Source organism: Hymenobacter seoulensis, from assembly GCF_054780535.1.
On the sequence record NZ_BAAGWD010000002.1, the window covers coordinates 574785 to 594850 of the forward strand.

Consider the following 20066-nt stretch of genomic DNA (forward strand, 5'->3'; position numbering starts at 1 on the left):
TAGAAGCCCGGCCGAAGTCTACTCCGGTCGGGCAAGGTAAGCTTACTGAGCGCCACGAAGGCGCGCTAGTCAATACCCGTACCAGGCGCCGAAAGTTTCCGTCACTTTTCGGAGTCTCTGCCGTATCTTCCGAGTTCATGCATCGAAGTGGCCCAATAGGGCATAAGGCTATGGCAGACAAGCAGAAGGAGCAAGGGGCCGAAGAGTGGGATGCAATTCTAAGTCATCTGCGCCAAATCAGGCAGCAGGTGCAGGAACAAGGCCCCATGGCTGAGCAGCAAAAAGCAGAAGTAGAGGACGCCTTTCATCGGGGCTTGGCCTTGCTGGAAAGCCAGGTACAGGGCTTTCAGGATGTGCAAGACGTGCAGGGCGGACTGAAAGGTAGCGCCGGCCAGTGGTAAGAATGCAGCCCACTCAGGGGTAGCTACCCTTTACTAGGTAGCAAACCCGACATAACGCTCGGTGGGTACTGCCCGTATGCGCGGTATCTTTGTGGCGTATTCTCTTCCTTACCTTTTTAGTGCGCGGTTCTTCTCACCTGGCCATTGGCCTTATTACCGGCGTTGCCGTAGCGGGGTTGGTCCCCGGCATTCCGTTTTCTCCTGCTGGTATTGCGCTGGCCGGCTTCTCCGCCCTCGCCCCCGACCTTGACCATCCGGGCTCCCGCCTTAGCAAGCGCTTGGGCTTTGCGCAAAACTATGTGCGCTGGGCCTTTGTAGCCGTAGCTGTGGGCTTGGCGCTCTACACGCATTTTCAACTGCCACTAGGCCCTGATCGGCGTATGGGCTTCACGGCGGCGCTGGCGTTCGGCCTTATCGGAGCCGCCATGCAAGGCGACTCCACCCGTAAGCTGGCCCTGCTGTTTACGGGCCTGTGCACGGTAGTAGCGGGGCTCTATACCAGCTACGTGTGGCTGAGCATGCTAGGTCTGTTTGTGTCGGTAGCCCCATTTACGGCTCACCGCTCCTGGACGCACACCCTCTGGGCCACCGGTTTCTGGACCTATACGGGGCACCTGGCCAACCAGAGCCTAGGCTGGCACGGGGTAGCCTTGTTTGCGGGCGGCGGCTATGCTTCGCATTTACTAGCCGATACCCTTACCAAAGCCGGCGTAAAGTGGTTTATGCCCCTCACCGATTTGACCCTTAAAATACCGCTTATCCGCACGGGTTCTGCCAGCGGCAACTTCCTGGAAGTAGCCATTTGCGCCGGCTATGCCATGCTGGTGCTAGGGTTAGTGGTGGGCAAGCTAAGTTTCTAAGTAGCTGAAACTTTATTCACTACTGTCGAGCTATAAAGAGCAACTAATGTAGTATTGCATTTGTCTATTATTGTGGAGCTTTTAACCGCCAATAAGGCCTATCGGACGAATAATTACGCCACTCATTGTGAACTCTGTACATTTGTTGCAAGGCCTTACCACTTCATGGGTTGAATATTGTATTTAACCATGAATTGCTTGCTATTCCTCCCATGCTTTTGCATTGAGGTTTGGCAATTACATTTATACAAATCATATTTGATTTGTACTTCTTAAATTTAAATACGATATATCTATGAATTAATATTATACCGGTGATTATATCCAAGCTATTCATTGGAACATGCTAGTTTGCTCTGCCTGAGAGGCAAGCACTGCCTTCCAGAAGATGTTGCTCGCTTGTATTAGATTAATGTAACCGCCAGCTAACCGCTCCACAGGTTTCTGCCAGCGAAAGGCCCCTAAACATTTCAGCCTATGGATTATTACAATATATGGGAATATACCACTGCTATCTTCAGCCCGAACTGTGCCCGGCACAGGCTTCTTTGCACTTACTACTCGCTCTAATACACACACACCTTTTTGCGCTCAAACCGTTTCTTGTATGAACCAGATGAATAGCCCCCTGATTAGGATCGGCGTCTTCTATGACGGCAATTATTTCCTAAAGATCAGCGATTACTACTACTTCCAGCACGACCGTAAAGCCCGGATTAGCCTGGAAGGTCTCCATGAATTTATTCGTCATCAGGTTGCTGAAGAAGAAGACGTAGACGTACGTCTGAGCCAGATCATTGACTCTCACTTCTTCCGCGGCCGCCTATCAGCTACTGAAGCCCGCGATAAAGACCGCCTGTTCCATGACCGTCTGCTCGACGACATCTTGATGAACATGGGTATTACTACGCACTACATGCCCCTGAAAACGCGCGATGGCCGTTTGCAGGAGAAAGGCATTGATGTGTGGCTCTCGCTAGAAGCATTGGAACTGGCTATCCACAAAAGCTTTGATGTAGTGGTGCTGATTGCCGGCGACTCGGACTATGTGCCCCTGATCAAGAAGCTGAATACCGTGGGTACCCGCGTGATGCTGCTGAACTGGGACTTTAAATACACCGACTTCAAAGGCGAAAACCGCGTCACCCGTGCTTCGCAGCAGCTGTTGGAGCAGGCTACCTATCCCGTGCAGATGCACGACCTCATTGACCAGGGCCTGAACAGCGGCGACGACGTGATTGAGTCGATGTTTGTGAACACGCCCGAGCCGGTAGCTTTCCCAGCCGTGAAGCCCGTACGGCCCACTGGCCCCACGGCGGCCGGTCCCGTAGGCACCGTAGGCATCAGCACCATCAAAAACCTGAAAAACGGGTTTGGTTTCGTGGTAATGCCGCCTAACAATCTGTTCTTCAGCTACGCCGACATGGCCGAAGGTGACTTCAACGAGCTGCAAGAAGGCGACTGGGTGGAGTTTACGGTAGGCCGCAACCACCGCGACGAGGACTGCGCCCGCAACGTACGCAAAGTAGAAGCCCCTGAACTAGAGGAAGGCGACGAGTACGGCGACGAGCACGAGCACGAATCGGCCGGCTCTCCGGAGCGGATGTAAGCACTTTCGCCTTTGGGCCTGAAAAGGAAAAGCCGCCGGGTAATCTGCTATTAGCAGGTTGTCCGGCGGCTTCTTTTGTATGGTGTAGGTGGTAAGTAGGGGTTTGAGGTGTTCACGGACCTAGTAAATGTAGGCTCAGCGGCAGCCTTGCTTACTCGCCGTTTGCCTCACCCGGAAACAGCAGGTTATGAAAATCGCGCTTCGAAGCGGGGTACCGGTTGAAGGTCCCTAGCCCCCGGGCCACCACCAAGTCGTTGCGGGTGGGGCACGTGATGAAGGCGCTGCTGACGATAAGGGTTTTTCCGCTGTGCTCTACCACGCCGTGCGCCACTAGGTGGTCGTGGAGGCGAACCGGGTGGAGGTAGTTGATTTTGAACTCGACGGTAGAAACCAGCTCCCCGGCCGTGAACGCCAGCGAGAGAGCTGCCGCGCCCAGCACCGAGTCCATGAGGCCGGCCAGTACGCCGCCGTGGCAGGTTCCGGGCGAGGAAAGGTGTTCATTCTGCACGGTCATGGTGTAGCGCACGTCGCCAGGCTGGGACACGAGCAACTCCATGCCATTGGTGCGGCCGTAGTGGTTTATCTGATTATAGATGGCAATGAGCGTCGCAACGTCAGGGGTTGGCTCCATGGAGGGGGGTAGTGGGAAGGGCAGGTGGAAATCAAGAGAAAAGGTAGCTACTTTAGACAAAACCCTACCGCTTATGCCTCTATCTGCCTCGCCTAACTTTGCCGAGTTCTACCCGCATTACCTGCGCGAGCACAGCCGTCGGGGCACGCGCGTTCTGCATTTTACAGGCACCACTCTGTTTCTGGCTGCCACCGGGCTGGCCATTGCCGAGCGCCGCCCAGCGCTGGTGTTGGCTGGCGTAGTAGCCGCGTATGGCTTTGCGTGGGCGGGGCATTTCCTAGTAGAGCGTAACCGACCTGCCACCTTTCAGCACCCATGGCTTTCGCTGCGCGGCGACTTCCGCCTGTATTGGGACCTAGTACGGGGCAAAGAGAAGTTCTGAGCCAGTACCTGCTAGAGCGCCCGGTGCATCAGGAAATGCGGGATGGTGCCAAACAGCAAATGCGAAGGCGCCACCACCTCATAGCCCAGCCGTTGGTAGAAAGGCACTGCTTCCGCGCGGGCGTGCAATACTATTTCCTGCAGGCCTTGGGTGCGGGCGGCTGCCTCCAGGTGCAGCAACACCGCGCGGCCTAGGCCGCGGCCCTGCCAGCTGGGGTGCACCGCCATAAACCGAAGCTGGCCCTGCCCGGGGCCGGAGGGGTGCAGGCGGCCCACTGCCACGGCTGCGCGTGTGTCGGGGGCTAGGATCAGGGCGTGGGTAGTAGTAGGGGCCAGGTCATCGTCGGCGCGCTCCGAGCCGGGTGGCTGCTGCCAGGGCTGGCGCAACACGGCGTAGCGCAACTGGTAATATGCGTCCCAGTCGGCGGCGGAAGCAGGGGTAGTAATATGCATACAATAGAAAACAGAAGTTGACCGGCAAATAACACGGAAAATCAGATGCCAAGCAGGGCCGGCTTGGCACCGGTTGCTGGCCTAGTAGCGGGCCGCTTCTTCTGGGGCTAGCGTTTCATGCGGCGCCATATTCTCGTCTCGCTATCTTTGGCTTCTCAACCCGCGGCAGGATGCTGCGTAGCACATTCAGCCCTCACCTTTATTTTCACGCATGGCATCCTTTGATATTGTAAGCAAGGTAGATCCGCAAACCCTCGAAAACGCGGTAAATACGGCCAAAAAAGAATTGCAAACCCGCTACGACCTGCGCGATACCAAAGGCGGTATCGAGCTCGACAAGAAGGCCAACACCATCACGCTCACCTCCGAAAACTCCATGCGCATTAAAGCCCTGGAAGATATTCTGCTCACGCGCATCGTCAAGCAGGGTATTGATGGCACGGCCCTGGATTTTACCGCCGAAGAGCAGCCCATGGGCGCCTTGGTAAAGAAAGTAGTAAAGGTGCGCGCCGGCGTCGACAAAGAAGCGGGCCGCAAAATCATCAAAGCCATCAAAGACGGCAAGGTGAAGGTAGAAGCCCAGATGCAGGACGACCAGATTCGGGTGACGGCCAAGAAAATTGACGAGCTGCAAGCTGCCATTGCTGTGCTGCGCCGCACTGATATTGGCCAGCCCCTGCAATTTGTAAACATGAAATCATAGGGAGGCAACGAAGCTAGCACATGGCGCGGCGCTAGGCACATACGCTTGCCAAAGCCCCTCGTACCGCTGAGTACACACCATTATTCGTTCTTTTCTCTCTTCCCGATGAACTTCGACTTTTCTGTTTTTTCAAACCCCGAAACCTGGGTGAGCCTGCTGACGCTCACGTTCATGGAAATCGTGCTGGGTATTGATAACATCATCTTTATTTCCATCATCGTAAGCCGGCTACCCCGCGACCAGCAGAAGCGCGGCCGGACTATTGGGTTGATGCTAGCACTGCTGTTTCGGATTGGCTTGCTGCTCAGTATCTCCTGGATTGTGGGCCTAAAAGCCCCGCTGTTTAGCCTGCCGCTGCCGTGGATGGAAGGCGGCTGGAGTGTAACCGGCCGCGACCTGATTCTGCTGGGCGGTGGCTTGTTCCTGATTGGCAAAAGCACCACCGAAATTCATACCAAGCTTCAGGGCGAAGAAGAGGATGAGCACGGCAACAAAGGCGGTACGGCCACGATGAGCCACATTATTTTTCAGATTATCCTCATCGATATCGTGTTCAGCTTCGACTCCATTCTCACGGCCGTAGGCCTGGTAGATAACGTGCTGATTATGATTCTGGCCGTGATTCTTTCCATGGCCGTCATGATGATTTTCAGCGGCATTGTGGCCGATTTTGTGAATCGCAACCCCACTATCAAGATGCTGGCCCTGTCGTTCCTGATTATGATTGGGGTGATGCTGGTGATGGAAGCCTTCCACAAGGAAATCGAGAAAGGCTACATCTACTTCGCCATGTTCTTCTCCCTGATAGTGGAGGTCCTGAACATGCGCCTGCGCAAAAAGACCACCCCCGTGCACCTGCGCGACTCGCAATACGACTAAAGGCACTAGCCCTTTGCCAAGCAGAAAGCGCCCGGAACAACTGTTCCGGGCGCTTTCTGCTTTTTAGCATGTTGCCTTAAGAAGCCTGTAGGAAATAAATAACAACCGCTAGCAGCAGTACGCAGCCCAGGCTGCAGTTAATTATCAGCGGATAGGCACTGCGTTTGCGTGCGCCTACCGCGGCCACCACCGCCAGCAGCACCGGCGCAAAAAAGAAGTTGCCATATACGCTCACCTGGTCTACGCGCTGTAGCGGCTGCCCCACCGGAGCTAGTTGCCGCACCTGCCGGAACAGCGCACTCCGCCGCACGGTAAGCACGGTACCAGTTTCCAGGTCGAAGTCGTAGTTACGTAGGTTGGCATGAGGCGTATGCAGCGAGTAGTGCGTCACAATCCCGCTTCTTCTAGACGACATGGTGTGCCGCTCCACCGCTTGCACCACTTCCCGGGGGTAGTCGAGGGTCCAGCAGAAATCAAGCAGCAGCAGCCCGCAAAACACTAGCATAAGCTGGCAAAACCGGCGTGCCCAGGGCGCATAGCGGGCGTATACTTCGGCATACGGATCGGACTTGGGCGCACGGCGCGGCGCTGGCCGGCCGGTGCGCCGCAACGCTGGGTCGCGGTGAAGCGGTGCCGCGGGCGCAGCGGCCACCAGCCGTGGCTGCCGCTGCGCCTGTAGCTGGGCATCGTAGGCTAGGCGCCGATCCGGGATGCTTAATACATCATAAGCTTCATTAATCAGTAGGTAAAGCGCATGGGCCGCCGCGTCGGGGGTGCGGTCGGGGTGCGTGAGCAGCACTAGGCGGCGGTAGGCCTGGCGCAGCTCCGCCGGCGTTGCCTGCTCTGACACACCTAGTATGTCGTAATAGGTGGTCATTACATAGTTGGCAGAAGAGATGCTATGGCGGGCGTCTGGTCCTGGGCCCGCCGAATGGCTAGCTCCAGCAACCTGCGGTTCAGCTCCGCACGATTCGCCCGGTAAAAGATAGTTTCTTCTTCGGTAAACAGGCCCACCATCAGCCCAATAATAGTATAGCGCAGCTTGGTATTGCGGCTTAAAAGCTCGGCTACCAGGCGCTGCTGCTCCGTAGCGGATGCCCCGGCGTACGGTACGTGGTGGTCAGCAAGGAAATCGGCGAGGGTAGCAAGCAGGCGCTGGTTTTGCAGTTTCAGCACGGGCCGCAGCGTATGGTGCAGAAACGCGCCCACGGTATCAGCCGCATCAAGAGGTAGCGCCAGGGTGATAACGGGGCGCAGGGCTAGTAAAGCGGCATCGGCCGCCGAAAAGGTAGAAGAGTCAGACATGCCTAGATAACCCGCAGCCGGGCAAATCGGTGTAAAAAAATACCCGCCCAGCTTACGCCGGGCGGGCAAAATGCCAGTGCAGAGGCGGTTGGGCGCACGCCAGAGCCTAGTGCTGCACTACTATTTTCTTGGTGATGATGCCCTCAGAGGTTGTCAGGCGAACAATGTAAATGCCCGCGCGCAAGGCCGCCGTGTTGATGGCAGTGCCTTCTTGCTGCAGGCGTGCTGAGTTAACTGTTTGGGTGCTTACCCGCTGGCCCAGCAACGATACTAGTTCCACCTGTACCGGCACCGCGCTGCTTACCTGCGTCCGGACCACTACCTGGCTGTTGGCTGGGTTCGGGTACACTTCCAGCAAGGCTTCGCTGAGCTGCTTGCGGTTGCTCAGAATAGCCGGCAGATCATACGCAATGGTTTGATCGGTGAGCTTGTTGGCGTCGCCTTGCTTGGCGCTGAAGCCCATGCCGCGCCGAGCAAACGCCCGCCAGATCAGGGCAGAGTTGGCGGCCTTGTTGTTGATGGAGTCGGCCTTAAGAATGGCGTTGCGACCGTCAATAAAGCCGGGGTTGCATTTCTGCAGTTTGCAGCCATCAATTACCAGCTGCAGAGCCAGGTTATTGCCGCCAGTGGCGGCCGTCAAGTCGGGGTTGTAGCCGTGCTTTTCAATCAGGGCCCAGTTCATGTCCCAGAGCGTAGAGGCCCAGATGTAGCCGATGTTGTGCACCTGTACGCGGGTCACATTTTCGGCGTCTTCATAAGTGTTGTAGCTGCCGGTGCCTACCAGGGCATACGTGGCATCATTCACTTGAAAATTGGTGCTGTAAGGCTTGGGCCGGATGCCGCCGCCGGTGGTGGGCTGGAACGTGGCATACGTACCGATGCCGCGCGGGGTAGTGCCTACGTCGCCGGGCTTAGTGGTCATCCAGAGGGCAAAGAAATCACTCCAACCTTCGCCCATCTGCTCGGCGCTGGTCAGGCAGTTGGCGTTGCTGGCCCCACCCGTCAGGCGGCTCGAAATACCGTGTCCGTATTCGTGGGCGACAATGCCGTTATCGAAATCACCATCGCGCAGGTAGTAGTTACCGGCGGCGTTTATGGAAACCGTCTGGCCAGCCTGTAAAGCTGTTTTCAATCGGTCGCCATCGCTCTTGGAAATAAAAATAGACGGGATACGCAGGCCAACGGTGTCAGTGCCACCCATCGTAATCAGGGGCGCATTGGCCAAGTTATCCATCACGACCACCATTTTTGCCCCGGCGTTTTGAGCATTCCTGATTTTTACGGCAAAGCCACAGGGCGTGCCGCCGCCGCGTTCAACCAAAGCAATGTTGTTGCGAACATCCGCAGCGTTGGTAAAGGCGTTGCAGGCTAACGTAGGGGTAGCCGTGCCGTCGTTTGCCAGTACTAAGTTACCGGTGATGGGGCCTACGGCTGCCAATTTCTTGCCCAGGCTTCCCTCGCGAGCATTTAGCTTTCCGGCCAAGCTAGCCGGAGCAACAACGTTAATGACCAACTCGGAGAAATCCCAGAGGTACATCTGCATGCGGGGGCGCGCTCCTTCAGCAGGGGTAGCGAAGTTGGCATTGTTCAGGTTCACGGCTGAGGCCGACATGGAAGCGTCTTGCGCTTCGGCCTGCACGTCATCGTTGCCAGTGCCGCGTCCGGAGTAGTTTTTCACCTGAAAGTTGCCACTAGCCTCATCGAAGCCTTTAACCGCCATCACATCGTGCATGATGTTGTTCCAGTAGAACAAGTTCACGACGGCCGCCGGCAGGTTTTCGTTGGGGGAAGCGCTCAGGCTGGCGTTGAAGGGGTAGTTAAAGATCAACTCAGGGCCGCCGCTGGGGCTAATGCTGGAGGCGCTGTACTTGTTGGCATTGCCCCGGTCGTCGTAGGCCTGCACGTTGTTACCCCGCGTCAGGTTCGATTCGGCTCCGGCCACGCCATTGGTATCATGCCAGCCAAACGGCGAAACGCGGGCATCGGCCGGGTTAGTTACTACTTGGCGGGCTCCATGAATGGGGCTCTCCACCGTAATCGGCCATACGTTATAGGAGTTGGTAGCAGTTAGCTTGTTGGCCGTGGTAGACGTAGGCGTTGGTGCATCGGCGGAGGCGAGCCGGGCAATGGGCTGCGTTAGTTCCGACATGCTGAAGCTGTCGTGGATGGTGTAGTCGGTTTTGTCCAGCAGCTCGCCGGTGGCCGCATCAACCCGCGCACTCCAATAGTGCTCTGCTGAGGTCGGGGCTATGGTAACATCCCACACCAGGCGTAACTCGCCATCGGCCATGGGCAGGTACATAAGCTTTACCGGAATGTTTTCCAGCGAAATGCCACCATGGCTGAACTCCATACCCTCGGCAGCAGTGCCGGCTTTTACTACTTGTAAGTTGCCGGGAGCCGGCAAGCGCAGGGCGCGGGCGGCCGCCGCTACGGCCTTTTCGGGGCTCAGAGAAGGAGTGGCAGCCCGGGCGGCTGTGGCTACGTTTGCGCGGAAGCTGCTGTGCAAGTCGGCTACCTTGCCTGCCTGGTTTACGTGCACATCAGCTACGGCTCCAAATACCTCAACTCCTTGGTGGCGCTGGCGCAGATAGATGTGCGTAATGCCCGTATGCTCGTCGGTATGCTGACTGGTGACGGCAGGTTCAGCTACATCTGTGGCCAGCAAACCCAGGCTGGTACGCTTCGCGCTTAAGGCTCCAAGTGCCCGCTCCAGCGGCACATTCTGAGCAGCTGCTAGGCCTGGAACGGCCAGTAAAGCAGCAACCGCCAATGACCGCGCCGCAGAAGTAGTAAAAGGTGCTCTCATTCAAGGAAATCTAGAGGTGGGCAGGAAGCAGACTACAAAAACGAGCCACGGATTGTTCTGGTGGCTCGTTTCAAATTTACACAACAAACGACGGCTTTGGTTCCAAAAATGCTGGCTAAGTGTCGAGTTTGTTGCTAGGTTGTCATTTTCTAGCCCTCATCGGATGCCAACCCCCAACCCATTTTGCTGATAAAATCCCATAGTACCACTCCAGCCGCTACGCTCACATTGAGGCTGTGCTTGGTGCCAAACTGCGGAATTTCTACGGCCGCGTCGCAGTAAGCCAGCACCTCGTCTTCTACCCCAAACACCTCGTTGCCCATCACCAGCGCGTAGGGCCGGCCGATTTCGGGCTGAAAGGAGGGTAGGGGCTGACTGCCCGTGGTTTGCTCCACGGCCACCAGTACGTAGCCGGCGGCTTTCAGCTGTTGCAAGGCCTCGAGGGTAGTAGGCGCGTATTCCCAGGTTACCGACTCGGTGGAGCCTAGGGCCGTTTTCGTGATTTCGCGCTGGGGCGGGCGGCCCGTGATGCCGCACAGCCAGATTTTCTCAATAGCAAAGGCATCGGCGGTGCGGAAAGCGGCGCCCACATTGTGGAGGCTACGCACATTGTCGAGCACTAGGGTAAGGGGGAATTTTCGCGTATTTTTGAAGTCTGCCACCGTCAGCCGGTTCAGCTCTTCCATGGAGAGTTTGCGCATCCTGCAAAGGTAGGAACGCGCCCGGTTGCGGCTGATGTTGGGCGTACACGAACCACCGGAAAACAGCGCGAAGCTCCAGCTTCGTGCATTAGGGCGCACCACCCTCGTGCCCCAATGCCCGCCTCGGTGGTTCCCCTCTGTGCCAAGCTGGAGCTTTGCGCCACATGATCTGCTAGTGAAAACGAAAGTCGTCGACCCCAATAAAAAGCCCATCCGCACGCATGGCTCCCTCGGGCCCGCTCCCGTAGTTGATACGCCGCTGATGAAGCAGTATTATCAGCTGAAGCAGGCCCACCCCGGCGCCGTGCTCCTGTTCCGCGTGGGCGACTTCTACGAAACCTTTGGCGAAGATGCCGTTACGGCCTCCCGCATTCTAGATATCACGCTTACCAAGCGCGGCGCGGGCACTTCGTCGGAGACTCCGCTGGCGGGCTTTCCGCACCATGCCCTCGATAACTACCTGCCCAAACTGGTGCGGGCCGGGCAGCGCGTAGCCATCTGCGACCAACTCGAAGACCCTAAGCAAGCCAAGGGGCTAGTAAAACGCGGCATTACGGAGCTGGTAACACCCGGCGTGAGTCTGCACGACAACGTGCTGGACCGCCGCTCCAACAACTACCTCTGCGCCGTGCACTTCGGCAAGCACGAGGCCGGTATCAGCTTCCTGGATATTAGCACCGGCGAGTTTCTGGTGGCCCAGGGCACCATTGAGTACCTGGGCAAACTGCTCCAGAACTTCCAGCCCGCCGAGGTACTGTTCTGCAAGAAAAGCCGCCAGGAGTTTGAAGGCCACTTCGGCCCCGACTATTGCCATTTTGCCCTCGATGAGTGGGTATTCGGGTTTGATTATGGCCACGATACGCTTACGCGCCACTTTAACACCACCTCGCTGAAAGGCTTCGGGATTGACGGGCTGCGCGAAGGCATTACGGCCGCCGGCTGCATTCTGCACTACCTCGCCGAAACCAAGCATACCGACGTGGGCCACATCGGCAGCATCGGGCGCCTGGAGGAGGACAAGTACGTGTGGCTCGACCGGTTTACGGTGCGCAACCTCGAGCTGGTCCAGCCCCAACACCCCGGCGGCGTGCCGCTTATTGATATTCTCGACCAGACGGTAACGCCGATGGGCGCCCGCCTGCTGCGCAAGTGGGTGGTGCTTCCCCTGAAAGAGCCCGCCCAGATTCAGCGCCGCCTCGATACCGTTGAAGCCCTGCTCCAGACGCCCGAGCTGCTGGAAACCCTGCTCCAGCACTTGCGCCAGATTAACGACCTAGAGCGCCTGATTTCCAAGGTGGCCGTGCGCCGCATTAACCCGCGCGAGCTCACCCAACTTGCTAGGGCCCTGGAAGCCATCAGCCCGATGCGCGAGCAACTAGCTGCTTCCGGCATTCGGGCCCTGCAGAAGCTGGCTGATCAACTAAACCCCTGCGCCGCTTTGCGCGATGAAATCCAGGCCAAAATCCGTCCCGATGCCCCCATCCTGACCAATCAGGGCGGCGTGCTGAACGATGGCGTGGATAAGGAGCTAGATGAGCTCCGGGCCATGGCCTTCTCGGGCAAAGACTACCTCTTTCAGCTCCAGCAGCGCGCTATTCAGGAAACCGGCATTTCGTCGCTGAAGGTGGCCTATAATAAGGTGTTCGGCTACTACCTCGAAGTCACGAACTCGCACAAGGATAAGGTGCCAAGCACTTGGATCCGGAAGCAGACCCTAGTGAATGCCGAGCGCTACATCACGGAGGAGCTTAAAACCTACGAGGAGAAAATCCTGCACGCCGAGGAGCGCCTGTTCGTCATTGAGCAGAATATCTACAACGACTTGGTGCTGTTTGCGGCCGAGTATGTGGCTCAAATTCAGCAGAATGCTCGCGCCATTGGGGTAGCCGACTGCCTGGCTTCCTTTGCGGCCACGGCGCGCCAGCACCGCTACGTGAAGCCCGTGGTGGATGATTCTACTACCCTTGATATTACGGCGGGCCGCCACCCCGTCATCGAGCGCCAGTTACCGCCCGGCGAGCAGTACATTCCCAACGACATCTGCCTCGACCAGGATGACCAACAGATTGTGGTGATTACCGGCCCCAACATGGCAGGTAAATCGGCCTTGCTACGCCAGACCGCGCTGATTGTGCTCTTGGCCCAGATTGGCTCCTTCGTGCCGGCTGATGCGGCACACGTGGGTGTTATCGACAAGATTTTTACTAGGGTCGGGGCTTCCGATAACCTCAGCAAAGGCGAAAGTACCTTTATGGTGGAAATGACCGAAACGGCTTCCATCCTGAACAACCTCTCCGACCGCAGCCTCGTGCTGATGGACGAAATCGGGCGCGGCACCAGCACCTACGATGGCATCAGCATTGCCTGGGCTATTGTGGAACACTTGCACAACAACCCGAAGGCCCGGGCCAAAACGCTGTTTGCTACCCACTACCACGAGCTCAACCAGCTAGCCGACGACTGCCCACGGGTGCGCAACTATAATGTGGCCGTGAAAGAAGCCGACGGCCGCATTCTGTTTCTGCGCAAGCTGCGCGAAGGTGGCTCTGAGCACTCGTTCGGTATTCATGTGGCGCGTATGGCTGGTATGCCCACCTCGGTCGTGTTGCGCGCCAACGAAATCATGCACCACCTGGAGCAGGAGCGCACCTCAACCGGCGTGGATGCAGAGGCAGCCACGGAGTTTGATGAAGTGCTAGCCGGCCTGGATGAGGAGCCTGGAACGGGGAAAGTAGTACCGCTTAATGGACACACACCAGCCTCAGAAGCTGCTCGCCGAGGCCCGAAAGCCCAGCCCGCCGCGGCTGTGCACAACGCCCCGCGCCCCAGTCTGCAGCTCAGCATGTTTGAGCCCGCCGACCCAGCGCTGGAACGCGTGCGCGAACTACTGGCCGCCCTGGATGTGAATACACTCACCCCCATCGAGGCCCTATTGAAACTCAACGAGCTGAAGCTGGCGGCTGGCAGCAAGTAAGCACTCCAGAAAGCCGAGCTGCCGTATCAGGTGGCTCGGCTTTTTGCGGGACGTTTGCCAGTCACTAGGTTGGTTACAGGACGCAACCGGCAGGTAAAACTTGTAATGCCGAGCAAAATCAAGGTTTTCAGGTGAAATTTTTCTGACTGAGAATCAGCTGGAAAGGGCTGAAAACAGAATTTTCTAGCGGTTTTTTTAGGGCTGGCTCTTGACTTCAGGATTTCCTGTATTACCTTTGTCACATCAAAACGCCACTACGGCGCCAAGATCAAAAGCGAGAGTAGCTCAGTTGGTAGAGCGCGACCTTGCCAAGGTCGAGGTCGCGAGTTCGAACCTCGTCTCCCGCTCCAAGTAAAGACCCTGCTAAACGGCAGGGTCTTTTGCTTTATAGCAGGCTGTGTGTGGTTGCTCGCAACTGCTTTCAGTACGTAACAGGCCCGCCAAAACTGTGTTACCTGCTCTTTAGGCCCGTTCGGGGCCAGAAAAGGAAGCGTTGCCTTCATCGTTTGCTGATTTTGCAGTTACTTTGTCGTGCTATCCTGCTGCTAGGTGCCTGTGCGGGCAAAAGCAGTCTCCTCTGCCAGAGTGGTGTAATGGTAGCCACGAGGGACTTAAAATCCCTTGTCTTCACGGACGTACGGGTTCGAGTCCCGTCTCTGGTACTCTTTAGCCTCCGGGCTAGTAAAAAGCCGCCTCCAACCTCGTTTCTATAATGGAAACGAAGGTTGGAGGCGGCTTCTTTTCGTTCACCGTTTACCATCTGTTTAACACGTGAGTTACTCCGCTACAGTAAACCTCCGTAAACCTGCGCAGAAAAATGGCTTGAATACCGTACGCCTCCAGGTCATCATAAACCGAAAAGTGGTGCCCATCCCACTGAAGCTAACATGGCCAGAAGCTCTGTTCGATGAGGAGGCCGGCACCTGTTTGGCCCAACTGCCGAAAAAAAAGCAGGGCTCCGACTATAAAAACCTGCTGGCCCGTACCGAAGCAGCCATCGGTCGGCCACTAGAGACCGCAGCTCACGATAGCAACCTGATCATCGGGCAGGCCCGCGCCAAGGCTAACGACATATTTGTCCGGTACCGACTGCAGGAAGACTTAGTGCTCACCGTGGACGAGTTCCTGCGCCAATACAATACTGCCGCTAGTGGTTCTGACTTCCTGAGTTACATGGAACACCGCATTGCCGAGCGGGGCAAACGAGGGCAGATATCAGAAAGCACCCGGATTAAGCATGTGACTACGTGGCGAAAGCTTCAGGAATTCGCTCGAACACTGCCACTTAACAAGGGCTGTTTGAAGGATGGTACAAAAACACCGGTGCTGCCCTTCAATGCCTTCAGCCATAAGTTTGCTGGCGACTTCGATGCTTGGCTTAAGAAGGTGCATAAGAGTTGCACCAACACACGCTCGGGTAGACATCGCAACGTAAAGGCCTATCTTGAGCTAGCTCGGCGGGATAAAATTACGTTTGAGGACCCGTATGAGTACTTCACTAACAGTACGGTGGAAGGCAAGTGGAAAGCGCTACCCGAGGAGGAGCTGGCCGCCTTGGAGGACTACTACAACCGCACGGAGCTAGGCTCAACCCACCGGCGCATGCTCCAGAAGTTTCTCTTCAGCTGCAACTGCGGGCTGCGCCTTGGTGACCTGAAGCGGATGGGCGAGGCTAAGGTTAATGGCCAGATAGTCGAGCTGAAGATTCAGAAGACCTTCCGATACGATGAGAAGGAAACTATACTCCCCATCACCAAGCGGGCGCTGAAGTACTTAAATGATAGTCGGACCGAGAATGGTACGGATGGGTTTTTCCTCTACACCGATCAGTACACCAATCGGGCTTTACAGAAAATTGCCGATTGGTTGGGCATTAAAACCAAACTGCACCATCACATTGGCCGCGAGACCTTCGCTACAAATTTTATCAGGAAAGGGGGTAAAGTCGAAGTCCTCCAGAAACTGATGGGTCATAAAAAGCTGAGTATGACGATGAAATATGTTCACGTCGACGAAGCTATGAAGCAAGCTGAAATTGATAAAATGGATTCTATAGATGACGCACGAATTTTATAATGATACATTAATATGTCAACATCGTTACAATAATGTATCGATTATTGATTTATTGTATCATGCTCATTCATTGTTATAGGAATTGATACAAGCCTATAAATGGAACTCCTATTAGGCTCACTATCTTGCATGCAAGTTGAGAGCACAAATCATGTTGATAGGTACTTGAGCTCAAAAATTTACATAATAAGAAAATGACGAAGAAATCGAAGGTGTCAACTGAAAAGGAGGAGAAAAACCTTTTCTTAAGTGAGGCCACAATCGAGAATGTTAATGCTGTTCGGAAGGCTACTGTAAATTTTTTACAGGGTTTAAATATAGTTATAGGTCGAAATGGCGTAGGGAAAACTACCTTCTTCAATAGCATCTACAATTTACTCAATAGAGATGCGGAAAGTACTTTTAACGTTAATGCAAATTTTGTATTTAAAGGGTCTAGTGAAATAAGTGTTGATTATCAAAAGCAAGCAAAGAAAATATTGCTTGACCCATTGATTGACGTTAGGCAGAGCGTTTCTAAAGTTACTGTAAAATATAATAAAAAAAGGTATAAAGGACTCAGGGAGTTTTTCAATGATTTAGAAGTTGAAGGTCCTTACACATTGATATTCGTTCGGCATGGGGTGCCAATGGATCATTTAATGGTCTTTAACGAACCCTTTAACTTTGAATTTGATAAGGATGGCGAATCTGATGAATTAGGTTTATTAGGATACTCTGGTCATAATAACAGAGCCTTTCCTTATTTTGTTTGTAGTCTTATGAGGAGCTTAGATGTTTCTATAAGCGCTATGGATAACTTAATATCCACTGATATTAATTATAACGAGCGGGTTAGAATTTCACTTGGAAACGCATTGGCGCCTGTTTTAATCAGATTTAATGAGATACTTCCTAAGTACTCTCCAATTAAAGGGGTTCGTTTAAGTAACTCAATTAATATACATGTTGATGAGGATAAAAAATCAACCAGCGTTAGTAATATATTTTTAGAGTATAATGTAAATGGAAATTGGCTTCCCTTTAATAGTTTGTCTGATGGCACAAAAAGGGTTTTTTATATAATAGCTGAGTTAACTACGCCATATATGGAACTGGCTAGGCCTACTTCTGATGGAGAGTTTGAATTCTTTTCAAGAGAAAGCGCACGCATATCAATTGTAGAAGAGCCCGAGTTAGGAATCCATCCACATCAATTTCATGATCTTCTAAATTTTATCAAGGAAGAGTCAAAAAAACAACAAATAATTATTACAACTCATTCTCCTCAATCATTAGACATATTGGAAAAAGATGAATTGGATAGATTGCTGATATGCACATTTGATAGAGATGAAGGTACTGTCTTTAAAAGATTAAATGATGAAGAGCGTATAAAAGCACTTATGTATATGGATGAAGTGCATTTAAGTGAATATTGGCGCGTTTCTGATCTTGAAAAAAGTCCTGATTAATTTATGAAAAAGATTGGCTTGTTTGGTGAATCGCCTAATGACACAAAAGCTGTTAAAGAAATTCTTTCAAAAAAATACTCAGGTAAATTTGAATTTGAGATATTACTCCCTCGTATAACAGGTAGTATGCTTGATAATAGAATGGCTAGGTTAGATTTGGCTATTGAGTATAAATTGAAAAAGCCAGATTATGTGGTTGTTGTAAGAGATTTAGATTCTCTTAATTCGGATTTTAATAAACTGTGTAAACTATATAATTTCTTTATAGGTATAAATAAAACAGTTGAAGGTAAAGGTATATTTCTGCTAAGTGTTTATGAGTTAGAAACATTGATTATTTCTGAAGTCGATGCATTTAACGATTACTACGGTACTGCTGCGTCCTTCCCGGGCGACCCAATGTTAATCGAGGAGCCTAAAGAGATTCTAAAAAACCTTACTACTTATAGTAAAAAGAAGTATACACCTGGGCATTGCCCAGATGTTTTTAGAATGATGGATTTTGATAAGTTGGTAGATAATTGCATGTTTTTTAAAGATTTTATACACGACTTTGAATCTCACGCATTGGCTTAAGAGTAAAATAGTTAAATAGAGTACCTATTGTCTTAAATATTTAGCTACTGTGCTGGGGGACATTTCGAGGGCAGTGGCAATAGCCCGGTTGGAAATTCCAGTGGCCTTAAGTCGTTGCACTTGAGTAAGCTTCTCCGGATCAACACCTGGCCGGCCCAACGTCTTTCCCTTGGATACAGCCTTGGCAAGTCCCGCCTTAGTTCGCTCCCCCAGACGCACTCGCTCCTGCTTAGCGATAGTGGCTAGGATACTGATAATGGCATCCCGGAACATCCCAGTGGAGTCTAGGTATTGCTCTGTGTAGCTCTTGAATTGCACCCCTGCTAAGGATAGCTTTTGTAAGTGGTTAAGGGTTTCGGTGACTCCCTCGCGGCTGAAACGGTCCAGCGCCCAAAAGAGTACCACGTCGAAGCGCCGTTGGTGGGCATCCTGAAAGAGCTGCTTGAACTGCGGCCGGTCAGCCTTGCCGCCTGACTCCTGGTCGGTGTACTCTTTATATACAGTATAGCCCAGACGCTCGGCGAAGGCACGCAGCTCACGCAACTGGTTCTCATTGTCCTGGCCCTTGTCGCGGGTACTCACGCGGGCATAGATGGCTGCCTTCATTTACACGAATACAAAGCCTTTGGGTGGCCGCTTATGTTCGGGCAGGTTGAGGCAGCCCGTTTCAGCAGCTTTCTGATAGGCAACTTCAATAAGTTGTCGCGCCTGCTGTAGGTATGCACGCACTTGGTCATGGCACGAATACGTTAGTGCGGGTTGCTCCAATACGGATGAGTCGCAAAGCTCCCGCAGTTCGCGCAGACTATGTTCCAACATATACTGTTGGAGAGTTGGAGGCAATTTTACTTGTTCACTCACGTGCTTACCAATTGTCTTTCGGTTTGATGCTCATTTGAATTAAGATGATGGCTTACATATAAGAGTACTATAATCCATCTCTGTCAATTCTGATATCCCTGCCAACGGTTAGTTCTTTCCCCTCTTTTTTCCATTGTTCGTTTATTCTATAGTTGGGAGCATATTTATACAATAGTTTGCTAGTGAAGTAATTAATAAAATCTATAAGTGTATTTGAGGATGCAGCAAAATATGGTGCATCTACTGTGCGGTAATCGCCTATTTTATATTGGCTATTATGCACATTGCTATTGTATATATAGTTTACAACTCCTTTGTTATGTATTATAATATTTCTTGTTTCTCTAATTTCTATTAAATTATTCAACATTTCGTTATTCTTTATCAATGTTAACTTTGAAAATTTATGTATATAATCAATCTGCTCTTTTAATGACTTAAATCCAAATGAGGTGATTTCTTTGTCAATAATGTGTGCTTTTAACTCATCTAGTGAATTGGCTTTAAATAGATTTGAATAACTTATTGATTTAGCATCAGACCATAATAATTCAGGTATCAACTCCATTAAAGATTTAACAATATCTATTAATGCTGCATCCAATAAAGTAACTAGATGAGTAAATGAAGATAAATAAACAAAATCTTCATTGCGTTTCTCTCTAAGTATTTTATGATCTAGTCGCTTGGCTATTCCCCAAAGTTCGTGAAGTGTCATCTTGTCTCCACTGCCACTGACAATCACTTCATCAACTTCTGATGTTGTCCCTGATTTAGCTATTCTCTGTTTAATAGTGTCTTGAAACTCTTCATATAAAAAAATTTTGTTACGATCATCAGGTTGGGTGCTTCGATGTTCCACATAGAATGCCGCAACCTTAATATCTTCTTTTAGACCATCAATAATTCCTTCGACGTGGTTGTAGAATGTTACTTCAGGAACAGGAATTTGTTTGTTTGACATAGTATCTCTGAACTTATCATAGGTGATGGTTCATAAAGCTACAAAATGGTGTCCAAAAAAGGGTGCCAAAAATAGCCTTGAAAATCTGTGTTTTTAGGGTTGTTTTGAGGGATGCTAAAAGTGTCCAGAAAACGGAGGTTTTTTGGATAGGGTAGGGGCAATACAAAACCGCCTCACTGGAATAGCGAGGCGGTCATGGCATGTAGAGGTTGGGCAATAGAAAGAGAGGGGAGCTTGAACGGCAGAGCTAGGGTGCCTGGATGATAGAGACACTATCAATGGCAGCTGATAAGTCGGCCACCAAGTTAAGCCGACACCGGAGAGTAGTAGCAGACTCATTGCTTTCCGGACCTCGCATCATATAAGTCGTCAGCTGATTGAGTGCGTGTACCAGCTGCTCTTTGTCACCACCATATTTTCTATGTAGCA

At 52.6% G+C, this 20066-nt stretch carries 18 protein-coding genes and 2 tRNA genes; 12 read left to right on the forward strand and 8 right to left on the reverse strand.

Annotated features, from left to right (window positions below; genetic code table 11):
* Window positions 1-137: 137 nt before the first annotated feature.
* The 3 genes from ACYVHC_RS10270 to ACYVHC_RS10280 all read left to right on the forward strand — a co-directional run bounded on the left by ACYVHC_RS10270 (window position 138) and on the right by ACYVHC_RS10280 (window position 2870).
* On the forward strand, window positions 138-401 hold the full coding sequence (locus ACYVHC_RS10270; RefSeq protein WP_460613634.1) for a hypothetical protein: 264 nt from the start codon (window positions 138-140) through the stop codon (window positions 399-401).
* Between the two features lie 119 nt (window positions 402-520).
* Complete coding sequence (locus tag ACYVHC_RS10275; protein WP_460613635.1) at window positions 521-1261, forward strand: metal-dependent hydrolase; 741 nt, start codon at window positions 521-523, stop codon at window positions 1259-1261.
* A 607-nt stretch (window positions 1262-1868) separates the two neighbouring features.
* The gene (locus tag ACYVHC_RS10280; protein ID WP_460613636.1) at window positions 1869-2870 is read left to right on the forward strand and encodes an NYN domain-containing protein; all 1002 of its coding nucleotides are present in this window, start codon (window positions 1869-1871) and stop codon (window positions 2868-2870) included.
* Window positions 2871-3021: 151 nt separating this feature from the next.
* On the opposite strand, the gene ACYVHC_RS10285 is transcribed toward ACYVHC_RS10280, so the two are convergent.
* The gene (locus tag ACYVHC_RS10285; protein WP_460613637.1) at window positions 3022-3501 is read right to left on the reverse strand and encodes a PaaI family thioesterase; all 480 of its coding nucleotides are present in this window, start codon (window positions 3499-3501) and stop codon (window positions 3022-3024) included.
* Window positions 3502-3574: 73 nt separating this feature from the next.
* Between ACYVHC_RS10285 and ACYVHC_RS10290 the strand changes: the two genes are divergently transcribed.
* Window positions 3575-3883 carry an Mpo1-like protein gene (locus ACYVHC_RS10290; protein WP_460613638.1) on the forward strand — a complete coding sequence of 103 codons (309 nt, stop codon included), beginning with the start codon at window positions 3575-3577 and terminating at the stop codon, window positions 3881-3883.
* Between the two features lie 11 nt (window positions 3884-3894).
* On the opposite strand, the gene ACYVHC_RS10295 is transcribed toward ACYVHC_RS10290, so the two are convergent.
* Complete coding sequence (locus tag ACYVHC_RS10295) at window positions 3895-4335, reverse strand: GNAT family N-acetyltransferase (RefSeq protein ID WP_460613639.1); 441 nt, start codon at window positions 4333-4335, stop codon at window positions 3895-3897.
* Window positions 4336-4546: 211 nt separating this feature from the next.
* On the opposite strand from ACYVHC_RS10295, the gene ACYVHC_RS10300 reads away from it, so the two are divergent.
* Window positions 4547-5038, forward strand: a complete 492-nt coding sequence (locus tag ACYVHC_RS10300; RefSeq protein ID WP_460613640.1) for a YajQ family nucleotide-binding protein — start codon at window positions 4547-4549, stop codon at window positions 5036-5038.
* A 105-nt stretch (window positions 5039-5143) separates the two neighbouring features.
* Window positions 5144-5917, forward strand: coding sequence for a TerC family protein (locus tag ACYVHC_RS10305; RefSeq protein ID WP_460613641.1), 774 nt, complete (start codon window positions 5144-5146; stop codon window positions 5915-5917).
* A 76-nt stretch (window positions 5918-5993) separates the two neighbouring features.
* Here ACYVHC_RS10305 and ACYVHC_RS10310 read toward each other — a convergent pair whose 3' ends face one another.
* From ACYVHC_RS10310 to ACYVHC_RS10325, 4 genes are all read right to left on the reverse strand, one after another.
* Window positions 5994-6794, reverse strand: a complete 801-nt coding sequence (locus tag ACYVHC_RS10310) for a J domain-containing protein (RefSeq protein ID WP_460613642.1) — start codon at window positions 6792-6794, stop codon at window positions 5994-5996.
* Window positions 6794-7222: a hypothetical protein gene (locus ACYVHC_RS10315; protein WP_460613643.1), complete on the reverse strand. Its 429-nt coding sequence runs from the start codon at window positions 7220-7222 to the stop codon at window positions 6794-6796. Before ACYVHC_RS10315 ends, ACYVHC_RS10310 begins: the two co-directional genes overlap by 1 nt.
* A gap of 106 nt (window positions 7223-7328) precedes the next feature.
* Window positions 7329-10031, reverse strand: a complete 2703-nt coding sequence (locus tag ACYVHC_RS10320) for a T9SS-dependent M36 family metallopeptidase (protein WP_460613644.1) — start codon at window positions 10029-10031, stop codon at window positions 7329-7331.
* A 149-nt stretch (window positions 10032-10180) separates the two neighbouring features.
* A complete protein-coding gene (locus ACYVHC_RS10325) occupies window positions 10181-10732 on the reverse strand; it encodes an RNA methyltransferase (RefSeq protein WP_460613645.1) in 552 nt (183 codons plus the stop codon).
* Between the two features lie 262 nt (window positions 10733-10994).
* On the opposite strand from ACYVHC_RS10325, the gene mutS reads away from it, so the two are divergent.
* The 6 genes from mutS to ACYVHC_RS10355 all read left to right on the forward strand — a co-directional run bounded on the left by mutS (window position 10995) and on the right by ACYVHC_RS10355 (window position 17812).
* Entirely contained in the window at window positions 10995-13706 is a 2712-nt protein-coding gene (gene mutS / locus ACYVHC_RS10330; RefSeq protein ID WP_460614310.1) for a DNA mismatch repair protein MutS, read from the forward strand.
* A 274-nt stretch (window positions 13707-13980) separates the two neighbouring features.
* A tRNA-Gly gene (locus ACYVHC_RS10335) sits at window positions 13981-14056 on the forward strand.
* Between the two features lie 229 nt (window positions 14057-14285).
* Window positions 14286-14368 (forward strand) — tRNA-Leu (locus ACYVHC_RS10340).
* A 160-nt stretch (window positions 14369-14528) separates the two neighbouring features.
* A complete protein-coding gene (locus ACYVHC_RS10345) occupies window positions 14529-15782 on the forward strand; it encodes a tyrosine-type recombinase/integrase (RefSeq protein ID WP_460613646.1) in 1254 nt (417 codons plus the stop codon).
* A gap of 194 nt (window positions 15783-15976) precedes the next feature.
* Window positions 15977-17236, forward strand: a complete 1260-nt coding sequence (locus ACYVHC_RS10350; protein ID WP_460613647.1) for an AAA family ATPase — start codon at window positions 15977-15979, stop codon at window positions 17234-17236.
* 3 nt (window positions 17237-17239) lie between these two features.
* The gene (locus ACYVHC_RS10355; RefSeq protein ID WP_460613648.1) at window positions 17240-17812 is read left to right on the forward strand and encodes a hypothetical protein; all 573 of its coding nucleotides are present in this window, start codon (window positions 17240-17242) and stop codon (window positions 17810-17812) included.
* 24 nt (window positions 17813-17836) lie between these two features.
* Here the strand turns inward: ACYVHC_RS10355 and ACYVHC_RS10360 are convergent, their stop codons facing one another.
* Both ACYVHC_RS10360 and ACYVHC_RS10365 read right to left on the reverse strand, forming a co-directional pair.
* Window positions 17837-18418, reverse strand: a complete 582-nt coding sequence (locus tag ACYVHC_RS10360) for a recombinase family protein (protein ID WP_460613649.1) — start codon at window positions 18416-18418, stop codon at window positions 17837-17839.
* A gap of 322 nt (window positions 18419-18740) precedes the next feature.
* Window positions 18741-19637, reverse strand: a complete 897-nt coding sequence (locus ACYVHC_RS10365) for a hypothetical protein (protein WP_460613650.1) — start codon at window positions 19635-19637, stop codon at window positions 18741-18743.
* Window positions 19638-20066: the final 429 nt, after the last annotated feature.

Coding starts and splice junctions, on each gene's coding strand:
- ACYVHC_RS10270 (WP_460613634.1), top strand. CDS start 138: ATGCATCGAAGTGGCCCAATAGGGCATAAGGCTATGGCAGACAAGCAG.
- ACYVHC_RS10280 (WP_460613636.1), top strand. CDS start 1,869: ATGAACCAGATGAATAGCCCCCTGATTAGGATCGGCGTCTTCTATGAC.
- ACYVHC_RS10285 (WP_460613637.1), bottom strand. CDS start 3,501: ATGGAGCCAACCCCTGACGTTGCGACGCTCATTGCCATCTATAATCAG.
- ACYVHC_RS10290 (WP_460613638.1), top strand. CDS start 3,575: ATGCCTCTATCTGCCTCGCCTAACTTTGCCGAGTTCTACCCGCATTAC.
- ACYVHC_RS10295 (WP_460613639.1), bottom strand. CDS start 4,335: ATGCATATTACTACCCCTGCTTCCGCCGCCGACTGGGACGCATATTAC.
- ACYVHC_RS10300 (WP_460613640.1), top strand. CDS start 4,547: ATGGCATCCTTTGATATTGTAAGCAAGGTAGATCCGCAAACCCTCGAA.
- ACYVHC_RS10305 (WP_460613641.1), top strand. CDS start 5,144: ATGAACTTCGACTTTTCTGTTTTTTCAAACCCCGAAACCTGGGTGAGC.
- ACYVHC_RS10310 (WP_460613642.1), bottom strand. CDS start 6,794: ATGACCACCTATTACGACATACTAGGTGTGTCAGAGCAGGCAACGCCG.
- ACYVHC_RS10315 (WP_460613643.1), bottom strand. CDS start 7,222: ATGTCTGACTCTTCTACCTTTTCGGCGGCCGATGCCGCTTTACTAGCC.
- ACYVHC_RS10320 (WP_460613644.1), bottom strand. CDS start 10,031: ATGAGAGCACCTTTTACTACTTCTGCGGCGCGGTCATTGGCGGTTGCT.
- ACYVHC_RS10325 (WP_460613645.1), bottom strand. CDS start 10,732: ATGCGCAAACTCTCCATGGAAGAGCTGAACCGGCTGACGGTGGCAGAC.
- mutS (WP_460614310.1), top strand. CDS start 10,995: ATGAAGCAGTATTATCAGCTGAAGCAGGCCCACCCCGGCGCCGTGCTC.
- ACYVHC_RS10350 (WP_460613647.1), top strand. CDS start 15,977: ATGACGAAGAAATCGAAGGTGTCAACTGAAAAGGAGGAGAAAAACCTT.
- ACYVHC_RS10355 (WP_460613648.1), top strand. CDS start 17,240: ATGAAAAAGATTGGCTTGTTTGGTGAATCGCCTAATGACACAAAAGCT.
- ACYVHC_RS10360 (WP_460613649.1), bottom strand. CDS start 18,418: ATGAAGGCAGCCATCTATGCCCGCGTGAGTACCCGCGACAAGGGCCAG.
- ACYVHC_RS10365 (WP_460613650.1), bottom strand. CDS start 19,637: ATGTCAAACAAACAAATTCCTGTTCCTGAAGTAACATTCTACAACCAC.